Below are 12,180 nucleotides of genomic sequence, written 5' to 3'. Positions count from 1 at the left end.
TTAACGTTATCTACGCGGTAGGGTTACGTTGATAAAACGGTATTACTGGCGGCCTGAATGACCAAATCCGCCTTCGCCACGGTCGCTGACGTCAAAATCTTCAACCAGGTTAAATTCGGCCTGCACAACAGGTACAAAGACCATCTGCGCAATGCGTTCGCCGGGCTGAATGGTGAAGCTGTCCTGGCCGCGGTTCCAGACAGAAACCATCAGCTGGCCTTGATAATCGGAGTCAATCAGCCCCACCAGGTTACCCAGCACAACACCGTGTTTGTGGCCCAGGCCGGAACGAGGCAGGATGACCGCTGCCAGAGAGGCGTCAGCAATGTGAATAGCCAGGCCGGTTGGCAGCAGCGTTGTTGCACCAGGTGCAAGTTCTACGGCGTCATCCAGGCAAGCGCGCAGGTCAAGACCGGCAGAGCCGGAGGTGGCGTAAGTTGGTAACGGGAATTGCTGACCAACTCGCGGGTCCAGAATTTTAACGTCGATTTTTTTCATCATAGCGGGTAACGATCTCGTCCAGTAAAAGGTGGCCAAGGAGTGCTTTACGCTCAAGCGGTAAGACTTTGTCTCCCTCCTGCCAGAAAAGGTGCAATGCGTTATTATCGCTATTAAACCCTTGATTATTCTGAGATACGTCATTAGCGCAGATCAGATCCAGGTTTTTAGCGGCACGCTTTTTCCGGGCGTATTCTTCCACATTATTTGTTTCGGCGGCAAACCCTACTACATAGGGACGTCCTTCAGAAAGCGCCGCAACACCCGCAACAACATCCGGGTTTTTGACCATTTTTAGCGTAATTTCATCGCCTTGCTTTTTAATTTTCTCGTCAGCAACCACGGCTGCTCGATAGTCGGCAACGGCGGCACAGCCAATGAATATATGCTGCCCGGTGACGCGTTTTTGGACCACTTCATTCATTTCCAGCGCCGTAGTGACGTCAATGCGGTTGACCCATGCCGGAGTAGGCAGATTTACCGGGCCTGAAATCAGGGTTACGTTTGCCCCGCGCGCTGCCGCTGCGGCGGCTATAGAAAACCCCATCTTTCCTGAGCTGTCGTTAGTAATGTATCTGACGGGATCCAGGCGTTCGCGCGTTGGGCCGGCGGTAATCATGACGTTCAGATGTTGCAGATCTTTGACTACGGAGAAATGTTCAACGGCCATATCAACCAGCGTTAGCGGATCTAACATTCGGCCTGGTCCAATATCACCGCAGGCCTGACTTCCGCTATCCGGGCCCCAAATCAGGAGACCACGAGCGCTTAGCACGTCCAAATTATGTTGAGTGGCGGCCGCGCGGAACATTTGTTGGTTCATTGCCGGAACAACGGCAACCGGTGCGGCGGTTGCCAGGCAAATAGTGCTGACCAGGTCGTTTGCCATGCCTGCGGTCACGCGCGCAATCAGGTCTGCTGTCGCAGGTGCGAGTATCACTAAATCTGCCCATTTGCCGAGTTCGATGTGGCCCATGGCGGCTTCTGCTGCGGGGTCTAGCAAACTGTCGGACACAGGATAACCGGACACTGCTTGCAAACTTAGTGGCGTGATGAAGGCCTTCGCCGCCTCGGTCATTACCACTCGTACATCCGCTCCGCGATCGCGCAGACGACGAACCAGCTCAGGTGTTTTATAGGCCGCAATACCGCCGCTCACACCAAGAACAATTTTCTTGCCGGAAAGTCCCATCATGATTTTTATCCGTTGGAAGTCACAGTCGAATGGCCATTTTATCACAATCCCTGACAGGCGACTTTTTGCAGTTTGCGAGGCACTACGCAAGACCAAAACCCGCTCATCGCCTGATAATAAAAAAGGCCGCATCATGAAAGTGTTAAGAGAGGGAGAGGTGCGATGGACAGGGATAATGAGATTGAAAACGCGTATTTACCCAGGGAAAAGCTGCTGCAATTCGGTGTGGGTGCTCTCACCGATACTGAGCTGCTTGCGCTCTTTTTACGTACGGGCCACCAGGGAATGCACGTTTTGGTTTTTGCCAATATGCTGCTGCGTGAGTTTGGTTCCCTGCACCGCTTGTTGTCGGCAGATTATTCCCATTTCAAGGGCGTGAAGGGGATTGGTGAAGCGAAATACACTCAACTAAACGCGATTGCCGAGCTGGCGAGGCGTTATTACTCGTCTCAGGGTATCAAAGAACTCTCATTGCTTACGCCTGGAAAGGTGCGGGAGTATGTGCAGAGTCAGTTGACGACCGAGCAGCGTGAAATCTTTATGGTGCTGTTTTTGAATAATCAGCATCAGGTTATTAAATGTGAGCGGTTGTTTGCCGGAACGCTAAGTCACGTTGAAGTTCACCCGAGAGAAATTGTCCGTGAAGCGATGAAATGCAACGCCGGTGCCATTATACTGGCGCACAACCACCCGTCAGGTAAGGCCGAACCCAGTAAAGCAGACCGGGCTATTACGGAACGCATCGTGAAAGTTTGCCTGTTTATGGAAATTCGAGTGCTTGATCATCTGGTTATTGGTCACGGAGAATACGTTTCTTTCGCTGAACGAGGGTGGATTTAAGCCATCAGGCGCGATCCATTGGGATCTTTGTCTGTTCGGGACTTGAGCACATGCCTCACACAGCGTATACTACGCCACCTTTGAGAATCTCGGGTTTGGCATTATGCGCCTGGCACTGTGGTTCACATTGAACCGCCAGGGACCAGGCTTGCAGCCTGACGAGGCGCCTAACCCTATACGAAGCTCGAGCTAATTTGATTTTTGGAGAATAGACATGTCCCGAGTCTGCCAAGTTACTGGCAAGCGTCCGGCGACCGGTAATAACCGTTCCCACGCACTGAACGCGACTAAACGCCGTTTCCTGCCGAACCTGCACTCTCACCGTTTCTGGGTTGAGAGCGAGAAGCGTTTTGTCACCCTGCGTGTATCTGCTAAAGGTATGCGTGTAATCGATAAGAAAGGCATCGATACAGTTCTGTCCGAACTGCGTGCCCGTGGCGAAAAGTACTAAGTACTTAGAGGAAATAAATCATGGCTAAAGGTATTCGTGAGAAAATCAAGCTGGTTTCTTCTGCTGGTACTGGTCACTTCTATACCACCACGAAGAACAAACGTACTAAGCCGGAAAAACTGGAACTGAAAAAGTTCGATCCAGTTGTCCGTCAGCACGTTGTATACAAAGAAGCCAAAATTAAATAATTCTGGTAACTTTGTTGAAGAAACCCGGCTCAGGCCGGGTTTTTTTATGCCTGCTTCCCGGAGGAGAGATGCCTGAATTACCAGAGGTAGAAACCAGTCGTCGCGGTATTGAGCCGCACCTGGTGGGTGAAACCATCCTGTATGCCGTTGTGCGCAATGCTCGACTGCGCTGGCCGGTTTCTGATGAAATACATGCTCTGAGCGATAAGCCGGTGTTGAGCGTACAGCGGCGGGCGAAGTATTTGCTGCTGGAGCTACCGGATGGCTGGATCATCATTCATCTGGGAATGTCCGGCAGCCTGAGGATCCTCGCGGAAGAACTTCCTGCGGAAAAGCACGATCATGTCGATCTGATCATGAGTAACGGCAAAGTTCTGCGCTATACCGATCCCCGCCGCTTTGGCGCCTGGCTGTGGGTCAAAGAGCTGGAAGGGAGCAATGTATTGTCTCACCTTGGTCCGGAGCCTTTGAGCGACACATTCAGTGCAGAATACCTGCGCGAAAAATCGGCCAAAAAGAAAACGGCTATCAAGCCCTGGCTAATGGATAACAAACTGGTTGTTGGGGTGGGGAATATCTATGCCAGCGAATCCTTGTTCGCAGCGGGGATCCATCCCGACCGTAGCGCACAGTCGCTATCAAAAAAAGAGTCTGAAACTCTGGTCGCAGCTATCAAAGCTGTATTGCAACGCTCAATAGAACAAGGTGGAACCACTTTAAAAGACTTCCTTCAGTCCGATGGCAAACCCGGCTATTTTGCTCAGGAGCTGCAGGTATATGGCCGGGAAGGAGAGCCTTGCAGGGTATGCGGTACGCCGATTTCCGCCGCTAAGCACGCCCAGCGTAGCACTTACTATTGTCGCCGCTGTCAGCGATAGCTATTTAAGCCTTTCGATAAGCGCTTTACAGACATGCTCTGGCAGGAAGTGGGCGACATCTCCGTGATGGCGCGCCACTTCTTTGACAAGGGAAGAAGAGACAAACGACCACTCTTTAGATGGCATCAGGAACACGCTTTCCAGTTCAGGCATGAGATGGCGGTTCATGTGGGCCAGCTGCATTTCATATTCAAAATCAGCCGCGGTACGCAACCCACGCACCAGCACGTTCGCCTGCTGGTTACGTGCAAAGCTTGCCATTAAATCGCTGAAACCGAGAACCTGAACGTTGGGTAAATGCGCAAGTGCCTGCTGCGCCAGCGCAACGCGTTCATCCAGGGTGAACAAGGCATTCTTGCTGGGGCTTGCTGCAATCGCAAGGATCACCTGGTCAAACATACTGGCTGCACGGGTAACGATATCAATATGGCCGTTGGTGATGGGATCGAAAGTCCCCGGATAGATTGCCCGCTTTTGCATATCTGACCTTAGTGTGTTTTAGGGGGGAGATAAGGTTCCAGTAGCTGTAACAGGCGCTGCAATGCACCCTGGTTCTGGTAAAGCACTTCCACAGCATGGCGCCCGTAGAAGTTACGATAATCCTCATCTGTGAGCAAAGACGCAATCTCTTTTACTAATGACTGCTCGTCCGTCACGGTGATTAGGCCATCTGCCTGCGACAGGCGCGCGCAGATATCTTTGAAGTTAAAGGTATGTGGACCCATTAACACTGGAATAGCATGTGCGGCTGGTTCGAGGGGATTATGGCCACCACGCTCAACTAACGAGCCGCCAACAAAAGCCAGATCGGCAATCCCGTACAGTAACATTAACTCACCCATAGTATCGCCAATGACGACCTGCGTACTGGAAGACGGTACCTCTCCAGAAGAGCGAGTTATGTAGCTTAATCCAGCATTTCTGACCAGATTGATGGCATCCGGGAAGCGTTCCGGGTGGCGTGGTACAAGGATCAGCAGTAAGTTAGGAAACTGCTTTAAAAGCGACTGATGAGCTTGCACGACGATGCTTTCTTCGCCTTCGTGCGTGCTGGTAGCTATCCAGACCGGGCGGTGCGGTGCCCACTGCCGGCGCAGCGTCACGGCTCGAGCGGCCAGCTGCGGTGTCACCGAAATATCAAACTTAAGGCTACCGGTAACCGTCAATTGGCTCCGTTTTGCACCTAGTGAGATGAAGCGTTCACCATCTTCTTCGTTCTGTGCGGCGATAAGCGTAATGCGCTGCAGCAGCGTTCTGACAAAGTCACCAAGTTTTGCGTAGCCCTTTGCCGAGCGTGCGGAAAGCCTGGCATTGGCAATCACTAATGGGATATAGCGTTTGTGCAGCGCGGCTATCAGGTTTGGCCAAAGTTCGGTTTCCATAATCAGTACCAGCTTTGGATCGACTTTATCTAGGAAGCGGTTGAGCGCACACGGCAAATCGTAAGGCAGATAGACGTGCTGGACGTCTTCTCCGAAAGCGGACATGACCCTTTCTGAGCCGGTTGGTGTCATTGTCGTGACGGTAATCGGCAATTCTGGATAGCGGTGGCGAAGCGCGCGAACCAGAGGTATGGCGGCCAGCGTTTCCCCAACGGAAACCGAATGCAACATAATACCACCTGGCTTGAGCGGCTTTTTATAGAAGCCGTAGCGCTCGCCAATGCGTTTGCGGTATGCAGGAGCTTTACGACCGCGCACCCATAATCGCAGCCAGATGAGTGGCTGTATGAGGTAAAGCAGTACGGTGTAAAGCAATTGGAGCATAGGATACGGCTGGCATTATGAATGTGCTGGGGATTCTATGTATTTAACCTGAGCTTTGCCATTACTTTTGCGGAAATTGGGCGAAAACCAGGTTGATGGCTTGTGTCAAAGGTATGTATTGCCAGGCAATGGTTGGATTGAGCAGTTGTGCAAAAGTCAAAAGTGAATGGTCTTTGAGTTTAAGGAAAATAAATTATTTTAATTCATATATTTATCAATGAATTGTCTTGGCTTGCGTATCCTTCGGAATGGGAGCGATAAGTGGTACACTACACATAAAAATGAACACGTTGTCAGTGAACAGGTAGCTGTGGAGCCTGGGGCGGTAGCGTATTTTTTATTTTTCAGTATTGCTGATATTAAGAGCTGACGGTGAATACGACATTTAAAAGAATTTTAGTGATTAAAATGCGCTTTCACGGCGACATGTTGCTGACAACGCCTGTGATCAGTACCCTTAAGCGCAACTATCCTGAAGCAAAAATAGATGTCCTGCAGTATCAGGATACCCTTCCCATTCTTTCTGGAAATCCAGAAATAAATGCGCGCTATGGTATAAGCAACAAAGGCGTTAAAACAGGAAAGAAAATCAGTAATTTTCTTTCCTTGATTCGCCGCTTGCGGAGCAATCATTATGACCTGATTGTTAACCTGACCGATCAGCGGAGCGTGGCATGGATGGTTCGCTGCCTTGGGCCGGCAGTAAAAATTTCCCAGGATTACGCTCACCGGCAGTCTTCATTCTGGAAAAAAAGCTTCACTCACCTTGCCCCTGTCGTTGGTAAACATGTCGTTGAAGCTAGCCTCTCAGTGCTCTCTCCTTTAGGAATTACGGATTTTTTTACAGAAACAACGCTGTACTACACTGAGGCCGATTGGCAAAAGATCCGTGAAGTGCTTGATGCTGAAAGCGTTGCTGACAAGTATGTTGTCATTCAGCCCACGGCCCGACAGCTCTTTAAGTGTTGGGACAACGATAAGTTTTCTCAGATCATTGATTACTTGCAGGATGAAGGATTCCCGGTTGTATTGACCTCTGGACCGGGTCGGGACGATCTCGCCTGCGTTAATGAGATAGCTCAAGGATGCAAAATAATGCCCGTTGTGGCGCTTGCCGGCAAAACAACCTTCCCGGAGTTGGGCGCTTTAATCGATCATGCAGCATTGTTTATTGGGGTGGACTCAGCGCCTGGGCATATTGCTGCGGCGGTAAAAACGCCTGTCATTAGCCTGTTTGGTGCAACGGACCATGTTTACTGGCGTCCATGGACAGAGCAAATTACGCAATTCTGGGCAGGTAACTATCAATCTATGCCGTCCCGTGCTCAACTCGACCGCAATAAAAAATATATGTCGGTGATCCCTGCTGAGGATGTGATTGCCGCCATTTCTAAAATGCTTCCTGCCGCTGCGGCGCTATCACCAAGAGACGAAGCATGATGACAGTTGCTTTTTGTCTGTATAAATATTTTCCCTTTGGCGGCCTGCAGCGCGATTTTATGCGTATCGCCGGGGCTGTTGCATCGCGTGGGCATAACGTCCGGGTTTATGTGCAGTCCTGGCAGGGCGAGAAACCTGATGCCTTTGATATCGTCATCGTTCCTGTGCGGTCAAAAACGAACCACGGTCGTAATGCTGAATATTATCAATGGGTGAAGGCTCATCTGAGTCAGCATCCGGTAGACCGCGTAGTGGGTTTTAATAAAATGCCGGGTCTCGATGTTTATTATGCAGCAGACGTTTGTTACGCCGAAAAAGTAGCACAAGAGAAAGGTTTCTTTTATCGCCTGACCGCCCGATATCGGCATTATTCACAGTTTGAAAAAGCCACATTCGAGCAAGGAAAATCAACCAAGTTGCTGATGCTGACTGATAAGCAAATTGCTGATTTTGAAAAACACTATGGTACGGAATCTTCGCGTTTTCTGATCCTGCCTCCAGGTATTTACCCCGATCGTCGATTCGACAACCATCCGCAGGGTAGCCGGGAGCGTTACAGAGAAAAAAACGGCATTGGTGTGAATGGCTACCTCGTTTTGCAGGTAGGCTCCGATTTCTCGCGTAAAGGCGTTGATCGCTCTATTGAAGCGTTGGCTGCTTTGCCTGAGGCCATCCGTAGTCGAACCACTTTGTTTGTTGTCGGGCAGGATAAACCCGGGCGGTTTAAGACATTAGCGCAGAAACGTGGCGTAGAGAGCCGGGTTAGTTTCTTCTCCGGAAGAGATGACGTCTCTGAACTGATGATGGCTGCGGATGTTTTGATTCATCCTGCCTACCAGGAAGCTGCCGGTATTGTCTTGCTTGAGGCGATAGCTGCCGGATTGCCAATCCTTGTGACGGAAGTTTGCGGCTATGCACATTATATTGCAGACGCTGAGTGTGGGGTTGTTATCAAAGAACCGTTTAGCCAGGCATCGCTTAATGCGGCTTTATCTGACGTTCTGGGTAATGCAGAGCAGCGCCTGAGCTGGGCGAGTCACGCTCGTCATTATGCCTCAACCCAGGATATTTATAGCCTGGCCGAAAAGGCAGCAGATATCATAGTGGGAGAGCCGCGTGGTTGAGTTAAAAGAACCTTTTACCTCTCTTTGGAAAGGAAAGGACGTTTTTGCTGAAGTCAGAAAACTTCAGGGGGAAATTTTCCGCGAACTGGAAACACGCCGCACGCTACGTTTCGAGGCCGCAGGAAAAAGCTATTTCTTAAAATGGCACCAGGGAACGTCTATCAAAGAAGTGATAAAAAATCTTATTTCGCTGCGAATGCCGGTTTTAGGGGCCGATCGCGAGTGGAAGGCGATTCACCGGCTGAAAACTCTGGATGTCGACACGATGCAGGGCGTTGGTTTTGGTGAAAAGGGGTTAAACCCAATCAACAAAACGTCGTTCATCATTACTGAAGATTTAACGCCTACGATCAGTCTCGAAGATTACTGTGCTGATTGGGCGACGAATCCACCTGACGTAAAAATCAAGCGGATGCTGATTGAGCGTGTAGCCACAATGGTACGTAAAATGCACGGTGGTGGCGTAAATCATCGGGATTGTTATATTTGCCATTTCTTATTGCATCTCCCCTTTTCTGGTCGGGAAAGCGAACTGAAGGTTTCGGTGATTGACCTGCATCGTGCGCAGATTCGAACAAAAGTTCCTCGACGCTGGCGGGATAAAGATCTCATTGGACTCTATTTTTCATCGATGAACATTGGGCTGACACAGCGTGATATTTGGCGCTTTATGGTGACGTATTCTAATCAGCCACTTAGAGGTGTGCTAGAAACGGAACATGCATTGCTGGCTAAAGCAGAAGATAAAGCGGAAAAAATTCGTGAGCGTACAATTCGTAGATCTCTTTAATTTATTGATGTGTGAAAATCATGAAAATAGCTTTTGTCGGTGAGGCCGTTTCTGGATTTGGTGGAATGGAAACGGTAATTAAAGGCGTCATTAATGCTTTTCAGAATAAAGAACAACCTGATGACTGCAGCATGTTTTTCTTTTGCCGTAATGACAAAATGGACAAGCAATGGCTGGAGAATATTGATGTTAATTATTCTTTTAGCAATCAGAGGATATCCTTTTTCCGAAAGTTGAAACATGTTTCTGCTTTTAGCAAATGGATAAAAGGATATCGCCCTGATGTAGTTATATGCATTGATGTGATTTCCTGCTTACTGGTAAATCAAGCCAGGAAAAAAGCGGGTGTAAATTTTAAAATTTTCTCTTGGCCACATTTCTCACTTGACCATAAAAAGCATGCTGAATATATCGTCTACGCTGATCGGCATTTAGCAATAAGTTCAGGTATCAAGAAACAAATGCAGATGCGAGGGGTTTCGGCATCAGACATTACATTAGTGTACAACCCTGTGAGTCGAAAACCAGACATTATACACGCGCCGGAGAACGGTGAGGTAACCACTTTTCTCTATGTAGGAAGGATGAAATTTGAAGGCCAAAAGAGAATCAAAGATTTGCTTGATGGCCTGGCAAGGGCTGATGGTCAGTGGAAGTTGCATGTCATAGGGGATGGTTCTGATTTTTCAAAATGTAAGGAATATGGTAAGCAGCTCAATATTGACGCCAATATTATCTGGCATGGCTGGCAAGCAGATCCTTGGGGCTTGGTGAAAAATAAAATAAAGTCAGTGAATGCGCTATTGTTAACCTCATCATTCGAAGGTTTTCCTATGACTTTGCTTGAAGCGCAATCTTATGGTATTCCGTGCATCAGTTCTAATTGCGTGACCGGCCCTGAAGATATTATTCAGAATGGCATTAATGGATATTTATATGAGCCATCCGATCTCAATGAATTTATCGGTTTGTTAGATAAAACCATTTCTGGAGATATAATTATAAATCGCAAAAATATACCTTCAACAATATCTGATTTTTATGATGAAGCATACTTTGATAGAATTAATTCGGCTATACTTTATTAAATGTTGAGTGCAAAATGAATTTTTCTTATTTTGACGAGTCCAATGTAATTCGCGATAAAATTGAATTTGATTTTCAGGATGATAATAATCTTGATGCGTTGGCTATTTCGTTTGGTACAGATAAAAATTTCCTGCTAGGATGTGGGGTTGCTATTACTTCAATATTGATTAGTAATCCTCAGCATAAATTCTCATTTCATATTTTTACCGATGAGTTCTCTACGCAAGACAGCGATGAATTTTCAATATTAGCTAAGAGATATAAAATAAAGCTAACTATTTATATTATTGATAGCAGCGAATTGAATGGTTTACCAATAACAAAAAATTGGACTAAGGCGATTTACTATCGATTTATAATTTTTGATTATTTCAATAAAAAATGCGACCGGGTGTTGTATCTCGATTCCGATATTGTTTGTCAGCATTCGTTGGATGAGCTTATTCATCTGGATTTGGATGACAACATTGCCGCAGTAGTTGCAGATGAGTCGAAAGAATGGTGGGAGAAACGAGCGAACCAGTTACGTTCCCCTGCTATTAAGAACGGATATTTTAACTCAGGTGTTCTCTTGGTTGACCCTAATAGGTGGGTTAGCCAAGAAATAACTAAAAAGGCACTGGCTCTGCTTAACGATCGCGAGGTTCAGGAATACATATCGTATCCTGATCAAGATATTATAAATATCTTGCTTGCAGGCCACTTGTATTTTTTAAATATAAAATACAATACACAGTTCAGCCTCAATTATGAATTAAAAGAAAAAGTTGATATCCCAATAAAAACAGAAACTGTTTTTATTCACTATATAGGGCCCACTAAACCTTGGCATGCTTGGGGGAATTACATATCAAGCCAGCCATTTATGCATGCAAAAAAACAGTCGCCATGGAATAATAAAAAACTCCTTGAACCTGTTACCGCAACACAAAGCCGTTACGCTGCGAAGCATTTCTCCAAGCAAAAAAAATACCTTCTTGCTATGGTCTGCTGGGCTAAATATTATTTTTATAAACTCCAGTGACTTTTTAATAAAGAAATGAACCGTTGCGTTAATGAGATTAAACGATTCTGTTTGGTTTGATTTTTATTGTAAATATGACCATGTTAGGGTGATTCATAATGACTGTCCCAGTTTATGTTGTTTCTTTATTAAGAGATGATGAAAGAAGAAACAGAATTAAAAATATATTTTCTGATTTAAATATTGATTTCGTTTTTTTTGATGCTGTTGACGCTAAAGATCCACGTAATAAATCAATAATAGAAAGTATGAGAGTTGCTGGGGAAAGTGCTGATATGACCGATGGTGAAATTGCATGCACACTTAGCCACCAGTTTATATATAAGGATATTGTAGATAAATCATATGAATGGGCAGTCATTCTTGAAGATGATGTGATTGTGGATTCTCGTTTTGCAAAATTCCTATCTTCTTTCAACGAAAATGAATATGATAAATTAAATAATAATAACCTTTACTTACTTGGCGGACAAAAAGGATTGCACGATTATCCAGTGCTTGGGTTGAGCCATTTTAGTAAAATCAATGTAAGTACCTGTACTTTTAAAAGAGTGACCTTCAACAGAGGAAAAATCCGTAGAACATGTAGTTATTTAATGAATAAAGATATGGCACGTAATCTTCTTAAGCTGACGCAATCCTATGGCACTTATCGAGCTGATAGCTGGTTTTTGATGGATGAAAAAAATATAATAAATGATTTCTATCTTGATGAAATCATAGAACATCCAATACTCAATGGGACTAATAGTCATCTTGAAAGCGAACGAGCACTAGTGGCCGAAAAAAAACGTCCGCGTAGTTATATTCAAAAGAAAATGAAAGTAACTCGTTCATGGATAAAAGTTTTCTTTTTCTCATTTTTTAAATAAAAAATTATTCATTTTAATTTAAAAG

At 46.4% G+C, this 12,180-nt stretch carries 14 protein-coding genes; 10 read left to right on the top strand and 4 right to left on the bottom strand.

What is annotated here, in order from left to right; translation table 11 throughout:
- Positions 1-42: 42 nt before the first annotated feature.
- A complete protein-coding gene (gene dut, locus WFN87_RS17780; RefSeq protein WP_336983465.1) occupies positions 43-501 on the bottom strand; it encodes a dUTP diphosphatase in 459 nt (152 codons plus the stop codon).
- A complete protein-coding gene (gene coaBC, locus WFN87_RS17775) occupies positions 479-1,690 on the bottom strand; it encodes a bifunctional phosphopantothenoylcysteine decarboxylase/phosphopantothenate--cysteine ligase CoaBC (RefSeq protein WP_008457434.1) in 1,212 nt (403 codons plus the stop codon). Before coaBC ends, dut begins: the two co-directional genes overlap by 23 nt.
- Before the next feature lie 165 nt (positions 1,691-1,855).
- Here coaBC and radC point away from each other — a divergent pair, with 165 nt between their 5' ends.
- The 4 genes from radC (at position 1,856) to mutM (ending at position 4,050) form a co-directional block, all read left to right on the top strand.
- Positions 1,856-2,533 carry a RadC family protein gene (gene radC, locus WFN87_RS17770; RefSeq protein WP_336709077.1) on the top strand — a complete coding sequence of 226 codons (678 nt, stop codon included), beginning with the start codon at positions 1,856-1,858 and terminating at the stop codon, positions 2,531-2,533.
- Between the two features lie 214 nt (positions 2,534-2,747).
- Positions 2,748-2,984: a 50S ribosomal protein L28 gene (gene rpmB, locus WFN87_RS17765; RefSeq protein ID WP_008457442.1), complete on the top strand. Its 237-nt coding sequence runs from the start codon at positions 2,748-2,750 to the stop codon at positions 2,982-2,984.
- A gap of 20 nt (positions 2,985-3,004) precedes the next feature.
- A complete protein-coding gene (gene rpmG / locus WFN87_RS17760) occupies positions 3,005-3,172 on the top strand; it encodes a 50S ribosomal protein L33 (RefSeq protein WP_002436700.1) in 168 nt (55 codons plus the stop codon).
- Positions 3,173-3,240: 68 nt separating this feature from the next.
- Entirely contained in the window at positions 3,241-4,050 is an 810-nt protein-coding gene (gene mutM / locus WFN87_RS17755; protein WP_166995796.1) for a bifunctional DNA-formamidopyrimidine glycosylase/DNA-(apurinic or apyrimidinic site) lyase, read from the top strand.
- Here mutM and coaD read toward each other — a convergent pair whose 3' ends face one another.
- Together coaD and waaA are read right to left on the bottom strand one after the other, a co-directional pair.
- Entirely contained in the window at positions 4,051-4,530 is a 480-nt protein-coding gene (coaD, locus tag WFN87_RS17750; RefSeq protein WP_008457448.1) for a pantetheine-phosphate adenylyltransferase, read from the bottom strand.
- Positions 4,531-4,538: 8 nt separating this feature from the next.
- Positions 4,539-5,816, bottom strand: coding sequence for a lipid IV(A) 3-deoxy-D-manno-octulosonic acid transferase (waaA, locus tag WFN87_RS17745; RefSeq protein WP_166879358.1), 1,278 nt, complete (start codon positions 5,814-5,816; stop codon positions 4,539-4,541).
- Positions 5,817-6,188: 372 nt separating this feature from the next.
- Between waaA and rfaQ the strand changes: the two genes are divergently transcribed.
- The 6 genes from rfaQ to WFN87_RS17715 all read left to right on the top strand — a co-directional run bounded on the left by rfaQ (position 6,189) and on the right by WFN87_RS17715 (position 12,155).
- The gene (rfaQ, locus tag WFN87_RS17740; RefSeq protein ID WP_336983466.1) at positions 6,189-7,256 is read left to right on the top strand and encodes a lipopolysaccharide core heptosyltransferase RfaQ; all 1,068 of its coding nucleotides are present in this window, start codon (positions 6,189-6,191) and stop codon (positions 7,254-7,256) included.
- Positions 7,256-8,380 carry a glycosyltransferase family 4 protein gene (locus tag WFN87_RS17735; protein WP_336983489.1) on the top strand — a complete coding sequence of 375 codons (1,125 nt, stop codon included), beginning with the start codon at positions 7,256-7,258 and terminating at the stop codon, positions 8,378-8,380. Before rfaQ ends, WFN87_RS17735 begins: the two co-directional genes overlap by 1 nt.
- Entirely contained in the window at positions 8,373-9,170 is a 798-nt protein-coding gene (gene rfaP / locus WFN87_RS17730; protein ID WP_336983467.1) for a lipopolysaccharide core heptose(I) kinase RfaP, read from the top strand. Before WFN87_RS17735 ends, rfaP begins: the two co-directional genes overlap by 8 nt.
- A gap of 20 nt (positions 9,171-9,190) precedes the next feature.
- On the top strand, positions 9,191-10,258 hold the full coding sequence (gene waaB, locus WFN87_RS17725; protein ID WP_336983468.1) for a lipopolysaccharide 1,6-galactosyltransferase: 1,068 nt from the start codon (positions 9,191-9,193) through the stop codon (positions 10,256-10,258).
- Between the two features lie 14 nt (positions 10,259-10,272).
- A complete protein-coding gene (locus WFN87_RS17720) occupies positions 10,273-11,283 on the top strand; it encodes a glycosyltransferase (protein WP_336983469.1) in 1,011 nt (336 codons plus the stop codon).
- 98 nt (positions 11,284-11,381) lie between these two features.
- Positions 11,382-12,155: a glycosyltransferase family 25 protein gene (locus WFN87_RS17715; RefSeq protein ID WP_336983470.1), complete on the top strand. Its 774-nt coding sequence runs from the start codon at positions 11,382-11,384 to the stop codon at positions 12,153-12,155.
- Positions 12,156-12,180 lie beyond the last annotated feature (25 nt).

The sequence above is a fragment of the Cedecea sp. AS113 genome (assembly GCF_037152415.1).
In the GTDB taxonomy this organism is placed as follows: Bacteria; Pseudomonadota; Gammaproteobacteria; order Enterobacterales; family Enterobacteriaceae; genus Cedecea.
This window is presented reverse-complemented; position numbering and strand designations above follow the sequence as displayed.

Excerpts from the sequence above, each read along its gene's own strand:
- dut (WP_336983465.1), bottom strand. The coding sequence starts at position 501 with ATGATGAAAAAAATCGACGTTAAAATTCTGGACCCGCGAGTTGGTCAG.
- coaBC (WP_008457434.1), bottom strand. The coding sequence starts at position 1,690 with ATGGGACTTTCCGGCAAGAAAATTGTTCTTGGTGTGAGCGGCGGTATT.
- radC (WP_336709077.1), top strand. The coding sequence starts at position 1,856 with ATGGACAGGGATAATGAGATTGAAAACGCGTATTTACCCAGGGAAAAG.
- rpmB (WP_008457442.1), top strand. The coding sequence starts at position 2,748 with ATGTCCCGAGTCTGCCAAGTTACTGGCAAGCGTCCGGCGACCGGTAAT.
- rpmG (WP_002436700.1), top strand. The coding sequence starts at position 3,005 with ATGGCTAAAGGTATTCGTGAGAAAATCAAGCTGGTTTCTTCTGCTGGT.
- mutM (WP_166995796.1), top strand. The coding sequence starts at position 3,241 with ATGCCTGAATTACCAGAGGTAGAAACCAGTCGTCGCGGTATTGAGCCG.
- coaD (WP_008457448.1), bottom strand. The coding sequence starts at position 4,530 with ATGCAAAAGCGGGCAATCTATCCGGGGACTTTCGATCCCATCACCAAC.
- waaA (WP_166879358.1), bottom strand. The coding sequence starts at position 5,816 with ATGCTCCAATTGCTTTACACCGTACTGCTTTACCTCATACAGCCACTC.
- WFN87_RS17735 (WP_336983489.1), top strand. The coding sequence starts at position 7,256 with ATGACAGTTGCTTTTTGTCTGTATAAATATTTTCCCTTTGGCGGCCTG.
- waaB (WP_336983468.1), top strand. The coding sequence starts at position 9,191 with ATGAAAATAGCTTTTGTCGGTGAGGCCGTTTCTGGATTTGGTGGAATG.
- WFN87_RS17720 (WP_336983469.1), top strand. The coding sequence starts at position 10,273 with ATGAATTTTTCTTATTTTGACGAGTCCAATGTAATTCGCGATAAAATT.
- WFN87_RS17715 (WP_336983470.1), top strand. The coding sequence starts at position 11,382 with ATGACTGTCCCAGTTTATGTTGTTTCTTTATTAAGAGATGATGAAAGA.